Source organism: Echinicola vietnamensis DSM 17526 (genome assembly GCF_000325705.1).
Lineage (GTDB): Bacteria > Bacteroidota > Bacteroidia > Cytophagales > Cyclobacteriaceae > Echinicola > Echinicola vietnamensis.
On the sequence record NC_019904.1, the window covers coordinates 1,936,527 to 1,955,200 of the forward strand.

Consider the following 18,674-nt stretch of genomic DNA (forward strand, 5'->3'; position numbering starts at 1 on the left):
GGATTATTAACCCAAAAGAAATACCTATCATGAACAAGAAATACCTGTGGATATATTGCCTGTGTGCATTGCCAATATTGTTTTCCTGTGCAGGAGAAAAGCAAAAAGAGACATGGAGAGACGGCATAGTGGTGGATGAGTTTATCTATGAAGAAGCTCCATACCCATCCTGTCATGCCGCTACCATCGCAGAAACACCAGAAGGACTGGTGGCGGCTTGGTTTGGTGGAACCCATGAGCGAAATCCAGATGTGGGCATTTGGGTCAGTCACCGAAAGGATGGGAAGTGGACCGAATCCGTGGAAGTCGCCAATGGTGTGATCAATGATACCCTACGCTATCCTACATGGAATCCGGTGCTGTATCAGGTGCCTGACGGGGACCTTCAGCTCTATTACAAAGTAGGGCCGCATCCTTCCCAATGGTGGGGCATGCTGATCACCTCCGCTGATGGAGGCCATACATGGTCGGCGCCCAAGGCACTTCCCGACAGTGCCATTGGCCCGGTCAAAAACAAGCCTGTGCTTTTGGATAATGGAGCGTTGATTGCTCCTTCCAGTACGGAAGGTAATGGCTGGAACATCCATTTTGAAGTGACACCGGATTTTGGTGAGACTTGGGAGAATGTAGGGCCGATCGCCAGAGGAGAGGACGATATCAACGCCATTCAGCCCAGTGTCCTGGACCATGGAAACGGCAAACTTCAGATCCTTGCCAGAACGCGCAATAGGGCCATTGGCACTTCTTGGTCGGAAGACTATGGAAAAACATGGAGCCCTATGGAGAAGTCAAATTTGCCTAACAACAACTCCGGAACCGATGCGGTAACCCTACAGGATGGCCGGCACCTTTTGGTGTACAACCATGTGCTGCCTCCAGGAGAAAAAGCCAAAGGCCCCAGAACACCCCTAAATGTTTCCTTGTCTGACGATGGCATCCACTGGAATGCGTCATTGATCTTGGAGGATTCCGAAATCAGCCAATATTCGTATCCATCGGTCATCCAGTCAGCTGATGGCATGGTGCACATTGTATATACGTGGAGGCGTGAGCGGATCAAGTACGTAAAAATCGATCCCAGCAAATTGACTTCCCTGCCCATCAAAGATGGGCAATGGCCAAAACTTCCAAAAGAAAACACCGCGGTGGAAGAAGCGGCTGCGGAGTAAGGATAGGGCAAAGAAGCAAGAAAAGAGATGGAAGTGGCACAATCTCTCAATCTTTCAATCTTCCAATTTTACAATTTTAAAATCATCCCATTAACCAACGATAACCCGTGAACAATACATCCCATAATAGAAGAAATTTTATCAAATCCCTGGCCGTCATTGGTGCTGGGGTGTGGTCAGGTCAAGCACTTTCAGCCTGCTCTTCCAGCCGCGGAATGGCTGTGACAGGAAAAGAGCGGTATAAAATAGCCGTTTGTGATTGGATGATTCTGAAACGCCAAAAACTAAGTGCCTTTGCCCTGGCCAATGAAATCAATGCCGACGGTATTGAGCTGGACATGGGAGGACTGGGCAATCGGGATACCTTTGACAGTAAGTTAGGTGATCCAGCGGTAAGGCAGGAATTTTTGGCAGAAGCCAAGAAGCAGGGCGTGGGCATCAGCTCCATTGCCATGTCAGGCTTTTATGCGCAATCCTTCGCGGAGCGTCCCACTGTGCCCCAAATGGTGCAGGATACGGTAGATACCATGAAAGGAATGGGCGTGAATGTAGCCTATTTGCCGCTAGGTGTTCCTGGTGATTTGGTAAAGCATCCCGAACTCCGACCGGCCATTGTGGAAAGGCTTAAAATGGCCGGTGCCAAAGCGCAGGAAATTGGGGGCGTTATTGCCGTAGAAACGGCATTGGATGCCGAAGGGGAAGTAGCCCTGCTGCAGGAAGTGGATTCTCCAGGCGTAAAAATTTGCTTTAATTTTGCCAATGCCATCAAAAATGGCAAAGATATTCCCAGTGAACTGAAAATCCTCGGGGCAGACCGTATTGCCCAAATCCACTGTTCGAATACCGATGGAGAGCTGATCGAAAATGATCCGGCACTGGATATGCCCGCCATCAAGGACACCTTGGACAAGTTGGGCTGGGGAGGTTGGCTGATCATTGAACGTTCCCGCGACACAGATGACGTCCACAACGTCCGTGCAAACTATGGCGGTAATGTGGCCTATTTGAAGTCCGTGTTCCAAGGCTGATATATACAATATTTGGCGTATAAAGCTATCGATAATATTGTGGCGATGTACACCGATGTTGTTCCTGATTTGTAAATAATAATCTTAGGTTTGGCTGTTCCTGATTCCTGTTCTGAGCCTGTCGAAGGGTGCAATCAGGAACTCCTCATACAGGGGACTTGTAAGCCCCCAAAACCCAAAATCCAACTGAAATGAAATTACTAGCTCCTGTTTTCCTATTGCTTTCCCTATTGGCATGCCAACAGCCGGAAAAAATCACGATCCTCACTTCCGAAAATGCTTCCAAAAGGGTCGTCTTTGGCGCAGAGAAACTCGCCGAAGCGCTGAAGACCTCGGATGTTTACGACTTGCAGCAGAGCAAGCTTGGGGCAACAACTCCCGAGGGCAAGATCATTGTCATCGGGGAACAGCATGACCCGGCTGTGCGCCAGTGGAAGGAGGGACATGCTTGGGATGCGTCCGAATTGGAAGTGGCGGGGAAAGAAGCTTTTCAGATCAGGAGTGCTGATGAAAACACGCTGTTGGTAGAAGGGGCGGACCCGTCCGGTGCACTTTATGGTGCCCTAGCGCTGGTGGATCAGTTGAACGAAAGAGGAGCGATTGATTTTCACCAGCAACTGAGCGATGGGCCAGAAATGGTGCTTCGTGGGGCGTGCATTGGTCTTCAGAAGACCTCCTATTTGCCTGGCCGTGGGGTCTATGAGTATCCCTATACGCCCGAGAATTTCCCTTGGTTTTATGACAAGGACCTCTGGATAGATTATCTGGACATGCTGGTGGAAAACCGGATGAATTCCTTGTACCTGTGGAATGGCCATCCTTTTGCTTCCTTGGTGAAGCTGGAGGATTACCCTTTTGCTGTGGAAGTGGACGAAGAGACCTTCCAGAAGAACGAAGAAATGTTTCGGTTTATCACCGAGGAAGCCGATAAACGGGGTATTTGGGTGATCCAAATGTTTTATAACATCATCGTATCCAAACCTTTTGCGGAGCACTATGACATCAAAACCCAAGACCGCAACCGTCCAATCATCCCTTACATAGCCGATTATACCCAAAAGTCCATTGCGGCTTTTATAGAAAAGTATCCGAATGTGGGCCTGTTGGTAGCACTGGGAGAGGCCATGTCTGGGGAGGAAAATGACGTGCAATGGTTTACCGAAACGATCATTCCCGGTGTAAAAGACGGGCTGAAGGCATTGGGCAGGACCGATGAGCCGCCGATTATTTTAAGGGCGCACGATACCAATGCTCCACTGGTCATGGAGAAAGCATTGCCGCACTATAAAAACCTTTACACTACCCATAAGTACAATGGTGAATCCCTCACCACCTATCAGCCAAGGGGGCCATGGACCGACATCCACAAAAGCTTGAGCTCCAAAGGCAACATCCATATTTCCAATGTACACATCCTGGCCAATTTGGAGCCTTTCCGCTATGGCTCACCGGATTTTATCCAGAAGAGCGTGCAGGCCATGCACGACGTCCACGGTGCCAATGCCCTTCATCTTTATCCGCAAGCCTCCTATTGGGACTGGCCTTATACGGCGGATAAAACTGTAAGTGGCGAGCGACTGCTACAGATCGACCGGGATTGGATGTGGTACAAGGCTTGGGGACGCTATGCCTGGAATTGCCGGCGAGACCGAGCCGATGAAGTGGCTTATTGGAGTGAAGTGCTGGGAAAGGAATATGGTACCCATGAGGAGGCAGGCAGGCAAATCCTGACAGCTTATGAGGAAACCGGGGAAATAGCGCCAAAGCTTTTGCGGAAATTTGGGATCACGGAAGGAAACCGTCAAACCCTCCTTTTGGGAATGTTTGGGAGCCAATTGGTCAATCCTTACAAATGGCGGGTATATCCGGGCTTTCATTCTTCCTGTGGGCCACTGGGAGAAATCCTGATCGAATATGCTGAAAAAGAGCACAAGGGCATTCCACATGAAGGGGAGATTCCGCCGCAACTCATTGCGGAGGTGGTGGAGCACGGAAGAAAGGCTGTGGAAGCCATAGAGGCGGCGGCTCCAGCAGTGAAAGCGAATAAGGATGAGTTTCTCCGGCTGCAGAATGATGTGTACAGTTACCATTCCTTTGCCGAGTTTTTTTCGGAAAAGGTAAAAGCGGCCATGAAGGTGTTGGAGTTTAAGTATTCGGGTGATGTGGCAGACTTGGAAGCGGCCCTTCCACACTTGGAAAAAAGTGTCGTTCATTACCGCGAGTTGGTGGCATTGACCGAGGATGCCTACCACTATGCCAATAGCATGCAAACCTCCATGCGTCGGATCCCGATTGGAGGAGATGAAGGCCAAAACAAACATTGGAAAGAATTACTTCCCCATTATGAAAAGGAGTTGGCCAGCTTCAAAAGGAATATCGCACTGTTACAGGACACCAAAGATGGCCAGCGCCCAAAGGTTGAGGTGACGCCTTGGGAAGCCGTATCGGTGGACTTGGGACTGGAAGCAGCTCCCTTCACGGTCAAAGAAGGCCAAAAGGTATTTACCGATGATCCGGGTAGGATCGCACAATTTGCTCCCGAGCTCCAGCAGCTGAAAGGCTGGATGCTCTCATCAGAAAAGCTGGATGACGAGGGGATCACCCTCACCTTTAGCAACGACCAGCCGATCAAACTGGTGTTGGGGTATTTTAACACCGGGGACAAGCACTTTCTGACACCGCCCACCTTGGAGACCAATGCCATGGGCAATATGCGTGGCGAAGCGGAAGTCCAGCTGGCCAATGCCCTTCAGATTGAAGGCTTGCCGCCGGTAAACATTCACACGTATGATTTTGAAGCCGGCGAAAATGAACTCACCCTACAGGACGGAAAAGTACTGTTTCTGGGGGCGGTAAAAGGTGATCAAGAAATCGTTTCCCGTGATGTAGGACTGATCGGGGATGCACAGAAAGTGGCGGTGGATTGGGTGTTTTATTAAGATGCGAGAAACTAGTATCAAGTATCAAGTAGTAAGATTAGATGAAAGCGCCAAGAGGAAAGATGCTCAGTTCTCTGGTTCTTCAAGAATCTGGCTGTTAGGGATTTGTCATCCCGAACCTGCAATAAAGGGATTTGTAATCCCCAAAAAACAATCACAAGATGAACACGATTAGCACATATATTTCCTTCTTTTTGCTCCTTTTTTGGAGTGCTATTGCTATAGGGAATGCCCAGGAAGTACGAAAGGAGCTTTCCTTGAACCACGGCTGGAAAACCATTGCCTCTGGTGCATTGCCTTTGGAAGAGAAGGGTTTCGAGAAACCAGCTTTTGACGACTCCCAATGGCTACAAGTGGATGTGCCGCATAATTGGGACCAATACGAAGGCTTCCGAAGAATGAAGCACGGCAACCGCCACGGAGCGGCCTGGTACCGCAAGACCTTCAAGCCTGCGTCCACGGATGAAGGCAAGCGGCATTTCTTGTTTTTTGAAGGAGTGGGATCTTACGCTACGGTGTGGGTAAACGGCCAGCTGGTGGGCAAGCATGCAGGTGGCAGGACCACTTTCACCTTGGATATTACCGATGCCTTGGCTTTTGGAGCCGAAAACACCATTGCGGTGAAGGCTGACCATCCTGCATGGATAGCAGATTTGCCTTGGGTGTGTGGGGGATGTTCCGGTGAGTGGGGTTTTTCTGAAGGCTCCCAGCCCATGGGGATCTTTAGGCCGGTGACCTTGGTTGTGACTGATCCTGTTCGCATAGCACCTTTTGGGGTGCATATCTGGAATGATGAAGCCATATCCGAGAAATCTGCCAAACTGCATTTGACCACAGAACTAAAGAATTACGGTAAAGCCCCAAAGGACATCACACTGGTCAACCGACTACTGGATGCAGATGGAAAGGAAATAGATCGGCAAGAGCGTCGACTTTCATTGGCAGCAGGCCAATTGGACACCATTCCTCAGACCACTGCTACCATCGAACAGCCCAACCTTTGGTCTCCCGCAAACCCTTACCTCTACAGCATGGTCACGGAAGTGTATGAAGGGGACCGTTTAATGGATAAAATAAGCACGCCCTATGGTATTCGTTGGATCAGTTGGCCAGCGGGGCGAAAGGATGGTGACCACCGGTTTTTTATCAATGGCAAGCCCTTGTTTGTCAATGGGATTTGCGAGTACGAGCACCTGATGGGCCAAAGCCACGCCTTCACCGATCAGCAGGTCATGTCCCGGGTGGAGCAGATGTTGGCAGCTGGTTTTAATGCGTTTAGAGATGCTCATCAGCCCCATAATTTTACCTACCATGAAGCCTGGGATCGCCATGGAATCCTTTTCTGGACCCAATTTTCGGCCCATATCTGGTACGATACCCCCGAGTTTAAGGCAAACTTCAAGAAATTGCTGCGCGACTGGGTGAAAGAGCGGCGCAACAGCCCTTCAGTGGTTTTATGGGGATTGCAAAATGAAAGCACCATCCCGAAGGCCTTTGCGGAAGAATGCACTGCAATCATCCGGGAAATGGATCCCACCACTTCTTCCCAACGGCTGGTGACCACCTGCAATGGCGGCGAAGGGACAGATTGGAATGTAATCCAAAACTGGTCCGGTACTTATGGCGGTGAACCAGAGCAGTACGGCGAAGAGCTAAGTGAGCAAATTCTGAATGGAGAATATGGGGCTTGGCGTACGTTGGATTTGCATACAACCGGGCCATTTGACCAGAAAGGAGCCTATAGTGAGGATCGTTTTTACCAACTTATGCAAATCAAAGTCCGAGAGGCGGAACAACATAAAGACAGTTTGGCCGGACAATTCCATTGGCTATTCAATTCCCATGAGAACCCCGGGAGAATCCAGAATGGAGAAGCCTTCCGTGACATCGACCGTGTGGGACCGGTAAACTATAAAGGGCTGGTAACGCCTTGGGAAGAACCCACAGATGCGTATTACATGTATCGGTCGGAATATGCCCCTGAAACCAGCGAGCCCATGGTGTACCTTGTGAGCCATACTTGGCCAGACCGCTGGATCGAGCCGGGAATCAAGGACAGCGTAGTGGTATTTTCCAATTGCGAAGAAGTAGAATTGTTCAATAGCGTTAATGGCCATTCCCTTGGCAAAAAAGTAAATCCAGGCTTGGGGAGCAATTTCCAATGGGATGATGTGGATATCCGCTATAACGTCCTGAAAGCAGTGGGCTATCGCGATGGAGAAGTTGTGGCAGAGGATATGATCTTGCTGCACCATTTGCCGGAAGCGCCTGACTTTGACCAATTGGTAGACCAGACCGATATGCTGAAGTCAGCCCCCGGGTACCATTACCTGTATCGTGTAAATGCAGGAGGACCGGCCTATACGGACCAGCATGGACAATTCTGGCATGCTGATGTACAGCGCAAAGATAAAAATAGCTGGGGGTCGTTATCATGGACGGATGATTTTGAGGATTTGCCGGCTTATTATGCCAGTCAGCGAAGGACCTTTGATCCTATCGGAGGTGTGGCAGACTGGGGACTGCTCCAGACATTCCGATATGGCAAACACAAGTTGCGGTATGCATTTCCATTACCAGATGGCGAGTATTTGGTCGAGCTCTATTTTGTCGAGCCTTGGTACGGTACCGGAGGGAGCTTGGAAGCAGCAGGTTGGCGTGATTTTGATGTAGCCATCAGTGGCGATACGGTGTTGCGGAATGTGGATATTTGGCAGTTGGAGGGGCATGATCAAGCCATGAAGAAGGTGGTGAAGGGAAGTGCAAAGGATGGTTTATTGACCGTTAGCTTTCCCAAAATCACGGCCGGCCAAGCGGTGATTTCCGCCATTGCCATTGCCACTAAGGAAGGCGGCATCCACCCGGCACCTCCATCCCCGAAGACCATCACCAACTTCCAATCAAGCCAAAAAGGGGCGAGTGTACAGTCGTGGCTGGATACCGGCCAGCCTCAATATGCCGACAAGGAGATTGCTTTTAGCCAATTGCCTTACAATTTGTATGGTGCTGATTGGGTGAGGTTTCCCACGGATGCCCAAAGCGTTTCAGGTACCTTCCAAGCGTTGGAAAGTGCTACGTTATACGTGCTCATGGACAGTGCCGTGACAGTGCTGCCTGATTGGATGGCGGGATTTGAACGGACAGATCAGCTAGCTGCTAATGGCCAAGGAACGCACTTCCACGTGTACGAAAAAGCATTGAAAAGCGGAGAGGAGGTTGATTTTGGAGAAAATGGAGCGGTATCGGAAGGCGAAGCATCCATGTACACCTTGGTGCTGGTGCCAGCATATGAGATGGGAGATGGAGAGGAGCAGCGTCCGGTGGAGGCACTGGAAGCAGAATCGGCCCAAGTCGACGGAAGTTTTACCACTGGAAACTTTAAGAAAAGTGACTATATCGCCTTTGAAAAAGACAATAGCTTCTCCTGGGAGGTTAATCCAGGGTTGGCAGGGACTTTTTTGATTCGATTTAGGTACATGAACAATGGCGATGATCCGAAAAAGGTGCGACTGCGCATTACGGCGGCCAATGGGGTGGTCATGCGGGATGATGTGATCGCATTTCCTGTGGCAGATGTCAAATGGAAAATCCTGAACACCACTTCCGGCGGGCAGCTGAATGCCGGCAAATATACCATTACCCTTTCTGGAGAAGGACTTGACGGCTTATGGTTGGACCGGGTGGAATTTCAATAAAATGAAATGAATAACGAGCAAAACCTTAAAAAAATGCAGTGAGTGTCCTATTTTACCTATAACTTTAATGGGACGGTTAAAGGCCAAATAATAAATACCATGCAAAAATTCCTGAGTTTTATCCTTGTGTTTTCCCTGGCAGTGGTCAGTTGGAATTGTGCTTCTTCTGAAGACAAGGAAAGGCAAGTCATTGACTTTAATTATGGTTGGCGCTTTCAGTTGGGAGACCATCCCAATGCGATCAGTGAGGACTTTGATGTGTCCAATTGGCGGGAACTGAACCTTCCGCATGATTGGAGCATCGAAGGGGATTTCAGTGAAGATCACCCGACCAAGCCAGAAGGGGGAGCCCTGCCAGCAGGAATCGGGTGGTACAGGAAGGCCTTTAAGTTGCCCACTGAAGCAAAGGAGCAAAGCATTTGGATTGAGTTTGACGGGGTGTATCGCAATGGAGAGGTCTGGATCAATGGTCACCGCCTAGGAAAACGGCCAAACGGTTACAGTTCTTTCAAGTATGACCTAGGGGAACATTTGAATTATGGCGACAAGGTAAATGTTTTGGCCGTGCGTGTGGACAATTCCGAACAGCCCAACTCCCGTTGGTATACTGGCTCGGGAATTTACCGAAATGTGCGCCTTATCCGCACCGGAAAAGTTCATGTGGAGCATTGGGGAACCTATGTCACCACGCCGGAAATCACGGATTCTTCTGCTGTGGTAAACTTAGAAGTAATGGTCAAGAATGACGGCTTCAATGAGCGGAAGTTAACGGTGCGATCGACCATTTTGGATGCAGATGGTGAAGCGGTCACGGAGGAGGAGCAACCGTTGGTACTCGGCAAAGGTGAAAGTACTGACGTCACCCAGCGTTTTACCGTACCTTCACCCAAACTATGGTCCACTGACGAGCCTTATTTGTATCAGGTGGTGACACAGGTATATGCAGGGATGCAATTAATGGATGACTATGTGACCCCCCTGGGGATTCGGTATTTTAATTTTGATGCCCAAAAAGGTTTTTCCCTTAACGGGAAGCGGATGAAGATCTTGGGCGTTTGTAATCACCATGACCTGGGTGCCTTGGGAGCAGCAGTCAATAAACGGGCGATTGAGCGGCGACTGGAAATCCTGAAGGAAATGGGCGTCAATGCCATCAGGACCGCGCACAATCCCCCAGCACCAGAGCTGTTGCAGCTATGTGATGAGATGGGCTTCATCGTACAGGACGAGGCTTTTGACGTGTGGAAAAAGAAAAAAGTGGATGCCGATAGTCATTTGTTTTGGGACCAATGGCACCGCAGGGATTTGGAGGATTTGATCTTGCGGGATAGAAACCATCCGTCCATCATGATGTGGAGCATTGGCAATGAGATCCGAGAGCAGTTTGACAGCACGGGCATCAGCATTACCAAGGAACTGGTAAGGATCGTAAAAGAACTGGATACGACGCGGGTGGTGACCTGTGCGTTGACCGAGAATATTCCCTCAAAGAACTTTATTTATCAATCAAAAGCACTGGACTTGCTGGGCTTTAATTACAAGCACAAAGACCATAAAAACTTTCCAAAATGGTATCCCGGGGAAAAGCTGATTGCCACGGAAAACATGTCTGCGTTGGCGACCCGTGGACATTATGACTTGCCATCGGATACCATCATGCGGTGGCCTCAGGCCCATGACAAGCCTTTGGAAACAGGAAATGAAGATTTGACCGTTTCGGCCTATGACCAAGTTTCGGCCTATTGGGGCAGTACGCATGAAGAGACCTGGAAATCCATCAAGGACCAAGATTTTATGGCTGGATTGTTTGTTTGGACAGGCTTTGATTACTTGGGCGAGCCAATTCCTTACCCTTATCCAGCAAGGAGTTCCTATTTCGGTATCGTGGATTTGGCAGGATTTCCCAAGGATGCCTACTACATGTATCAAAGTGAATGGACAGCTGATACGGTGCTGCACGTATTTCCGCATTGGAACTGGGAAGCTGGCCAAGAGGTGGACGTATGGGCTTATTATAACCAAGCCGATGAAGTGGAATTGTTCCTGAACGGAGAATCGTTAGGAATCAAGCAAAAAGAGGGGGACGACCTGCATGTCATGTGGCGTACTCCTTTTGAGCCGGGAACGCTGAAGGCGGTAGCCCGTAAGGACGGGAAGAAAGTGGCAGAGAAGAAGGTGACTACTGCAGGTGATGCCCAAAAAGTAACCCTTTCACCCGATCGGAAAACCATCAAAGCGGATGGAAAGGACCTTTCGTTTATCACGGTGAGCATTTGCGATATGGACGGAAATATCGTGCCCAATGCAGATAATATGGTCAATTTTGAAATTCAGGGAGAGGGGAAGATTATGGGGGTAGACAATGGCTATCAGGCCAGCTTGGAACCGTTTAAGGCAAATTATCGCAAAGCTTTTAAAGGAAAGTGCTTGTTGATCGTCCAGTCCGCCAGAGAGGCAGGCGAGATTTCCATTCGGGCCACTTCAGAGCATCTCCAGCCAGGGGAGATTGTCTTGGAGACGGTGGATTGATGGAGAAGCGTAAAGGTGTGTGTTAAAGTTGGAAATTTTCTTCCATTAAGGATTTCGGATCAAGCAATATTTTTGGGGGGATGATTTTCGACATGTTCTTATGAAAGAAAATTGCACACCGCTAATACGGAAAAAGTTGAATGGGGTAATTTACCATGGGCTTCACCCATGGCTATGAATGTGCCGTGGGGCTAACTTTCGAGTTTACATCATACACCATACCTCGGATTTGCAACGCCTTAAGCATCCTAGCTGTGTTTATCAGCGTTCATCCGTGGCCAAATAGCAACCAAAGGTGGCGAAGAACATATTTACCCATCGAAATAGGCTACCCCCCCCCATCTTTTCTGCTTGATCCAGGATTCATTGGGGTCTGAGCAGGGAAATCGCTTTAAACTATTAGTAGAAAGATGTCAGCCTGAGCGCTTGCCTAAATTAAATAACTTCATCGGGTTAAAAGCCATTTCCTTGGGCGTATGAGCTAATGTTTTTATTTACCCGTGGTGTTCCTTTCAGCAGTGTCATTGGCTCTCGATGCTGTTAAAAGACCTATAGAAGTGATGGTGGTCCAGCCAAAGACCAAACCAAAAACCAACCGGTGGGTAAGGGGCATGGACCATAGGCCTGCCACATAGCCTATCATGGAAGCCAAAAGCAATAAGGCTATGGTATTGGCCCGATGTCGAATGGTCTTTTTAATGGATGTGTTAAAGCCTATTCGGGATAATGCTGTTAACCAAGCGGCTAAACCTATGCAAATGGCAAGGATATGAGCTTTGGAAACAGCGCTATTGACCAATTCCATATCCATTGGTATGGCGGTAAACGCATATCCTACTCCAAACAGGGATAGGCAAAACGCCACAATTTTATCCTTTAACAGAAGGCCATACATGAACCCAAAGCCTACTAACCCGATCCCGACCAAGGCAAACCCACAAATATTCCAACCTAAAGCGAAGGGAGCCCCTTTGGCACCCAGGGTGCTGATATAGTCCTTAAAAAAACTAAAGTCGTTGTTTAAATTTCCAAAGATCAATAGTGCTGTGAGCAGAAGTAGCACGGTAGCCAAGCCAATAATTCCCGTGATTTTTATGCTATTTCCTTTTTTAAAGGCATTAGGGAGACTCATGCTTTTTTGACTGACTTTGGTATTTGCCGGGAGTGATGCCGGTGCGGTGGGAAAAGGTAGTGGTGAAATGCTGTAAAGAGGAGAATCCACAATGATAAGCGATGTCTGACAGGTCCATGCCTTTCGGGTCGAGGATTTGGGCTTTGGCCTTTTCTATTTTGAGGTTGATGATAAAACTGTTTGGAGGATATCCCGTGAGGCGTTTTACCTCATCGGTAAACTTGGTTTTACCCATTCCGAAATGGCTGGCCATATCGTCGACGATCCATTTTTTGGTCAGGTCATGTTGGACCATAGAGGTCAATTGTTCGATAAAATGATCATCTTCATCGATCTTTAATTTCCGGTGCTTGAGGTCCCGGTACAGTTCAATCAATAGATTTTCGATTAGATTGGCGATGATCCTTTCATATCCTTCCCGCTGATGGAGCAGTTCATCCTTTAATTCGGCAAAATACTTTTTGAACACACGGGCTTTTTTGAGCACCATGCCTTTTTCAGCGGCAATCATATTGCCCAGCTCTTCTTGAAATCCAGATGATAACTTCGACCAGTTGCCCAGCTGCAATGGTGCTCCGGGGGAAAAGGCTTCGGGCTTAATGATCAGCCAATTGATCTGGCCCATGTCCATTTTACCTGCGGGGCTACCGTTCCAGTGCCATGGGGCCGTGATGGATAAGTCGTCCGGCAGCAGTTCCACAGACCTGTTTTCGATGACCCAGTCGTATTTGCCACTTTCAATAAAGTGGATTTCAATTCCGTCGTTCAGGTGTGGGCGCATGTTTTCGTCCATCCGGACTTTAGAGAATTTCATGCTGCCAAATTGGTTGATAAACGGGAGGGAGGCGATGGGGCCGGGGTTTTCCTCATGGTACCACATGCCTGATTCTCCAGCCTTAAATTTGGGTGAGGTAGTAGCGCTACGTTCGGTCATGGTTTTGGGTTGATTGATGATGATTTTGACTGATTTTTGGGTGTTTTGCGCAATAAAGTACTAATATAACGACCTTTTTATAAAATCGACCGTTGTTTTAATTTTTATTCGGTTTTGGTTTGCTCTAGGGATATTTACTTCAGCCCCTGATGAAGATATTATCTCAATTATCAACCCAAAATTTCCTAACTTATGAAATCAACACTACGCTTTGCCACCTTGGTGGTAGGAAGCAGCATGTTACTCTTAAATGTAAATGCTGCCACACAACCTGTTTCTATTCACCCAAGCCCTCCACCGCTGGAAATGTCATTTCAGCAGGCAAATGAAGTCGTTCGCGGAACGGTAAGGGACGCAGAATCGGGTGAGCCCATTCCGGGAGTCAATGTTCGTTTAAAGCAAACCAGCAAAGGAACCGTCACGGACATCGATGGAAAATTCGAAATCACCGTTGAAGGTCCAGAAAGTATTTTGACGTTTTCCTTTATCGGTTATGAAGCCCAAGAAGTCACCGTAGGCAACCGAGGGGTCATGGAGATATCCCTGCATGCCGACATGGAGAGTTTGGAAGAAGTCGTGGTGGTCGGCTACGGAACGCAGGTAAAGCGAAACGTGACAGGTTCGGTAAGCTCCGTGGAAGTAGATCAGTTGGAAACACAACCCAACACCAATATAGGTCAGGCACTGCGGGGCCGGGTAGCTGGGGTGCAATTTACCGATAACGGCCGCCCTGGTCAAGGCGGAAATGTGCTGGTAAGGGGCCAGCGTTCCATTACCGCAAGTAACGATCCCTTGATCATTTTGGATGGGGCATTTTTTAATGGAGAACTATCCGATATTAACCCTTCTGATGTGGCGTCCATGGAAGTGCTAAAGGACGCAAGTGCCTCGGCTATTTATGGGTCCAGGGCTGCTAACGGGGTGATATTGATTACATCCAAAAAAGGTACGTCAGAAAAGCCGCTCATCAGGATCAATTCTTATGCAGGGGTCTCGGATTGGAGCTATAAAATGCCCCTCTATTCCCCGGATGAGTATCTTCAGCGTAGGCTGGATTTTAGGTCCCAAAATCAGCCGAATGATCCTGAATTGCCTGTGCGGGAACTGTTAACTGCAGAGGAAAGGGAAATGTATGATGCGGGAAGGACCGTGGATCCTTGGGAAGAGATTTCGCAAAATGCCTCCCAGAAATCCATTAACCTCAGCGTATCGGGACGGAGCGATAAGACCAATTATTTTATTTCCGGAAGTTATGTGGATGAAGAAGGCCTGATTTATGGAGACCGGGCCAGCAGGATATCCATGCGCCTAAACCTCACGAATGAAATCACCAATTGGTTAAAGGTGGGAGCCAATACCCAATATGTCCAGCGAGACCTGTCGGGCGTAGAAGCCTCAGTGCTCAATGGCTACTGGCTTACCCCTTACGCCAAAATGTATTATGACGATGCCAAAACAGATCCAGTGCCGTATCCTACAGGCGACAATCTGGTGAGCAATCCGATGTTCAATGCCCTTTTGATGGACAACGAACAGATTTCAAATAACCTTATGGCCAATCTGTTTGCGATCATTGATGTCCCTTTTTTGGAAGGCTTAAGTTATCGGTTTAATTATAACCCAAACATTCGCTGGAGCCACGACTATTCTTTCCAGCCGATTTATCAAAGAAACGGGATCAATAATCCAGGTACCGGCAGGAAATACAATCAAAACCGGATGAATTGGCAGTATGAAAATATTGTGACCTATACTAAAGATATCAATGACCATGGCTTTGACCTGACCTTGCTATATGGGCGTAACCATTCTTTTCGTGAAGGAACCTTTGCGGAAGGAAGGGGCTTTGTCAATGATGCCAATGGTTGGCATAACCTTGAAATAGCCGAAACCCAGCAGATCGAAACAGAGGGAAGCCAGCAGGATGGGGTATCTTCCATGGCCCGGTTAAACTATCGGTATAAGAACCGCTATATGATTACCCTCACGGCAAGAAGAGATGGCGCCTCGGTATTTGGCGAGGACAAGAAGTTTGGGACGTTCCCTTCCGTGGCCTTGGGCTGGGTGATGAGTGACGAAGCATTTATGATGAAGCAAAATACCGTCGATATGTTAAAACTGCGGTTGAGCTATGGTGAGGTGGGAAACCAAGCCGTTTCAGCGTACCGATCACTGGACCGGTCAAATTCCTTCCAATACGTTTTTGGAGCTGATACGTATACGGCGCTATTCCCCAATCCTGAATACATGCCCAATCCCAGCTTGGGCTGGGAAACTACCGAGTCCTTCAATGCTGCAGTAGACTTTGAGCTGTGGAGAGGGAGACTTTCAGGAACGGCTGAGTTTTATGACATGACCACGACGGATCTTTTGCTGGCACGAAGCCTTCCTGCCATGACGGGGTTTTGGTCCACCACGGCCAATTTGGGACAAACCAGTAATACCGGATTCGAGTTGACCTTGAACGGCGGGATTATCCAAAAGCAGGATTTTTCTTGGAACAGTACCCTGACGTTCTCTACCAATAAAAACCGCATCGATCACCTGTATTATGCGGATTCTGATGGGGACGGACGAGAAGATGATGACCTTGGCAACCGGTGGTTCATTGGGCAGCCAATTGGAGTGACCTATGATTATGCTTTTGATGGCATCTACCAAGAAGGTGATGAGATCCCTGATGGGTATCAAGCTGGATGGGTCAGGGTAAAAGACCTGAACAATGATGGTCAAATCTCTCCCGAAGACAGAACAGTGCTGGGCCAAACCGCTCCAAAATACCGATGGGGAATCAATAATCAATTCAATTATAAAAACTGGTCTTTATCGGTTTTTGTCAATGCCATGACCGGTTGGGAGGCACAGTTTAACCTGCTGGATATAAGTACCCAAACGGGAAATAGCTATCCTGGAAGATCAGTGAATTTCCTCAATGCCGGATATTGGACACCCGAAAACCAATCCATTGAACGGCCGGGGCTGACCTATACCAATCCATTGGGACGGGGCTACTACCTCAGCAGGGATTTTGTCAGGATCCAGGACGCGACACTCGCTTATAGTTTTCCCGAAGTGATGTTGGAAAAATGGCGGATGTCAGGTTTAAAAGTGTATTTGAGTGGGCGAAACCTTGCCACCTTTACCGATTGGATGGGGCCTGATCCCGAAAGTGGAAACAATACCATCACCAATTTGTATCCTACCCCACGCACCATCATCGCTGGGTTGAATATCAGCTTTTAACAAACAAGCCCAATATCATGAAAAATATAACACATAAATACATCAAAAAAGCAACGCAACTATTGTTTGGAGCATGCATTGTCGGTGCAGTACTGTCATGTGAAAATGATTTTTTGGAAGAAAAGCCCTTGGATTTCCTGAACTCTGATGTGGTATTGACCAATCCTGAGGGATTCGAAAGTGCCATTACCGGACTTTATGAATCTGTCAGGCACCTGTATTTCAGGGAAGATGGTTCGAAAATGCAGGCCATGTACTACGGCACGGACGTGGCCACCACAGGAGATCGGTCGTTGGCAGATTTTAAAGATTATGGAACGTGGCTTACGCCTACACTTTATGCAGTGGACCATTACTGGAACTGGGGATATCGAAACTTAATGCCCAGGGCAAACACCATTATCCAATATGCAACTGAGCAGGATTTTTGGGAAAGCGATGCCCAACGGAATGCGGTCATTGCCGAAGCCAGGTTTTTCAGGGCCTATGCGTATAATTTCATGGCCAATCTATACGGGGATGTCCCCATTGTGGATCAGCTGTACCGCGCACCAAAGGCCGATTTTCAACGAAGCCCTAGGGCCGAGGTATATGACTTTGCCCGTCAAGACCTAGAGTTTGCCGCCCAATGGCTGCCGGATGAAGCCAGTGTAGATGGACGGGTGACCAAAGCCGCAGCCTATCATTTGCTTTCCGAAGTTTACATTAGCCTTGGTGATTTCGATGCGGCCATAGAGGCGGCTACAAGGGTCATTGATGATGGTAACTACGACCTGATGCGGGAACGTTTTGGAAGCTGGGTAGATCAGCCGGGAGATGTTATTTCAGACCTGCATGCCCAAGATAACCAAAACCGCTCCACAGGAAACATGGAGACCATCTGGAATTTGCAGTTTGAGCCAAGGTCTACCCCGGGCGGTACCGTAGAAAACAGTAGATGGAAAGGAGTCACTTGGTTAAGGGCTTGGGGGCCGAAATGGTGGGAAATCACCGATCCTAATGGTGAACCAGGGATGGAACTTTCGGTGGACAGCCTAGGCCGAGGAGTAGCTTGGGTGAGGCCGACCAATTATTATTCCTATGACATTTGGGAGGACGAAGACGATGTTAGAAATTCTTCTTTTAACATTCGAAGAACCTATTACTATAACAATCCGGCCTCAGAATACTTTGGTCAGGAGGTCCAATTGGATCCTAACAGACTGGATTCGATGGTCCAATTTTATCCTATGCTCACAAAGATCGAAGGAACTGCCGAATACCTGGAGGGAGCCAATTATGGTAGGTCCTTTAAAGATGTATATTTGATGCGGCTAGCCGAGACGTACTTGTTGCGAGCGGAAGCCTATTTGCTAAATGGCAATCCTGATCTGGCAGCAGCAGATATCAATGAAGTGCGCCAGAGGGCCAATGCCAGTCCCATTACTGGAGCAGAAGTGGACTTGGATTTTATATTGGACGAACGGGCTCGAGAGCTTATTATTGAAGAGAATAGGCGGTTGACCTTGAATAGAATGGGGAAATTGGTAGAGCGTACCAAAATGTACAATCCTCAAAGTGGCCCTTCCATTCAGGAGCATCATGAACTGTTCCCTATTCCACAGACGACGATAGATGCAAACATAGACGCTCCTTTAAAGCAAAACCCTGGCTATTTATAACGATTGATCGGCGATAAAGGCGCTTAGGAGGTTGTCTCGAAAGTTGAATTTGCTGCCATATTTGGAGCGCAAGGGAAACAAACGAGACAACCTCTTTTTTTGGCTTGGATAAGGGTGTTTTTATGGTACTTTTATTTATCCATGGATTTACCATTTTGCTCCCTGGCCGTCGCAAATTTTTATACTTGAATTCGGATGAAGCATCCTATCTGTATTTATCAGTGTTCATCCTTAGCAGAATAGAAATTACAGGTAATAAAGAATAATTTAGCCATCAAAATAGGCTATTCCCCAACTTTTACCTGGTCTTTATTTGAGTGCTGATATACTTGTTGTAGTGTAAG

General features: G+C 48.1%; 9 protein-coding genes. 7 read left to right on the forward strand and 2 right to left on the reverse strand.

Translation table 11 applies throughout. The annotated features are described in order from the left end of the window. The first annotated feature begins 29 nt into the window (after nt 1-29). From ECHVI_RS08155 to galB, 5 genes are all read left to right on the forward strand, one after another. Nucleotides 30-1,169, forward strand: coding sequence for a sialidase family protein (locus ECHVI_RS08155; protein WP_015265492.1), 1,140 nt, complete (start codon nt 30-32; stop codon nt 1,167-1,169). A 107-nt stretch (nt 1,170-1,276) separates the two neighbouring features. Next, nucleotides 1,277-2,197 carry a sugar phosphate isomerase/epimerase family protein gene (locus tag ECHVI_RS08160; RefSeq protein ID WP_015265493.1) on the forward strand — a complete coding sequence of 307 codons (921 nt, stop codon included), beginning with the start codon at nt 1,277-1,279 and terminating at the stop codon, nt 2,195-2,197. A gap of 191 nt (nt 2,198-2,388) precedes the next feature. Beyond that, nucleotides 2,389-5,136 carry an alpha-d-galacturonidase gene (locus ECHVI_RS08165; RefSeq protein WP_015265494.1) on the forward strand — a complete coding sequence of 916 codons (2,748 nt, stop codon included), beginning with the start codon at nt 2,389-2,391 and terminating at the stop codon, nt 5,134-5,136. 161 nt (nt 5,137-5,297) lie between these two features. Then, nucleotides 5,298-8,831, forward strand: a complete 3,534-nt coding sequence (locus tag ECHVI_RS08170; RefSeq protein WP_015265495.1) for a malectin domain-containing carbohydrate-binding protein — start codon at nt 5,298-5,300, stop codon at nt 8,829-8,831. 99 nt (nt 8,832-8,930) lie between these two features. Beyond that, on the forward strand, nt 8,931-11,360 hold the full coding sequence (gene galB, locus ECHVI_RS08175; protein WP_041738430.1) for a beta-galactosidase GalB: 2,430 nt from the start codon (nt 8,931-8,933) through the stop codon (nt 11,358-11,360). Nucleotides 11,361-11,850: 490 nt separating this feature from the next. Here the strand turns inward: galB and ECHVI_RS08180 are convergent, their stop codons facing one another. After that, complete coding sequence (locus tag ECHVI_RS08180; protein ID WP_015265497.1) at nt 11,851-12,492, reverse strand: hypothetical protein; 642 nt, start codon at nt 12,490-12,492, stop codon at nt 11,851-11,853. Continuing rightward, nucleotides 12,479-13,426 (reverse strand): helix-turn-helix domain-containing protein, encoded by a 948-nt coding sequence (locus tag ECHVI_RS08185; RefSeq protein ID WP_015265498.1) that lies wholly within the window; start codon nt 13,424-13,426, stop codon nt 12,479-12,481. Before ECHVI_RS08185 ends, ECHVI_RS08180 begins: the two co-directional genes overlap by 14 nt. Before the next feature lie 192 nt (nt 13,427-13,618). Here ECHVI_RS08185 and ECHVI_RS08190 point away from each other — a divergent pair, with 192 nt between their 5' ends. Then, the gene (locus tag ECHVI_RS08190; protein ID WP_015265499.1) at nt 13,619-16,669 is read left to right on the forward strand and encodes a SusC/RagA family TonB-linked outer membrane protein; all 3,051 of its coding nucleotides are present in this window, start codon (nt 13,619-13,621) and stop codon (nt 16,667-16,669) included. Nucleotides 16,670-16,686: 17 nt separating this feature from the next. Continuing rightward, nucleotides 16,687-18,330: a RagB/SusD family nutrient uptake outer membrane protein gene (locus tag ECHVI_RS08195; protein WP_015265500.1), complete on the forward strand. Its 1,644-nt coding sequence runs from the start codon at nt 16,687-16,689 to the stop codon at nt 18,328-18,330. The last annotated feature ends 344 nt before the right edge of the window (nt 18,331-18,674 follow it).

Bases quoted from the DNA above. Each gene is read 5' to 3' on its own strand.
- ECHVI_RS08155 (WP_015265492.1), top strand. From the start codon at position 30: ATGAACAAGAAATACCTGTGGATATATTGCCTGTGTGCATTGCCAATA.
- ECHVI_RS08165 (WP_015265494.1), top strand. From the start codon at position 2,389: ATGAAATTACTAGCTCCTGTTTTCCTATTGCTTTCCCTATTGGCATGC.
- ECHVI_RS08170 (WP_015265495.1), top strand. From the start codon at position 5,298: ATGAACACGATTAGCACATATATTTCCTTCTTTTTGCTCCTTTTTTGG.
- galB (WP_041738430.1), top strand. From the start codon at position 8,931: ATGCAAAAATTCCTGAGTTTTATCCTTGTGTTTTCCCTGGCAGTGGTC.
- ECHVI_RS08180 (WP_015265497.1), bottom strand. From the start codon at position 12,492: ATGAGTCTCCCTAATGCCTTTAAAAAAGGAAATAGCATAAAAATCACG.
- ECHVI_RS08185 (WP_015265498.1), bottom strand. From the start codon at position 13,426: ATGACCGAACGTAGCGCTACTACCTCACCCAAATTTAAGGCTGGAGAA.
- ECHVI_RS08190 (WP_015265499.1), top strand. From the start codon at position 13,619: ATGAAATCAACACTACGCTTTGCCACCTTGGTGGTAGGAAGCAGCATG.
- ECHVI_RS08195 (WP_015265500.1), top strand. From the start codon at position 16,687: ATGAAAAATATAACACATAAATACATCAAAAAAGCAACGCAACTATTG.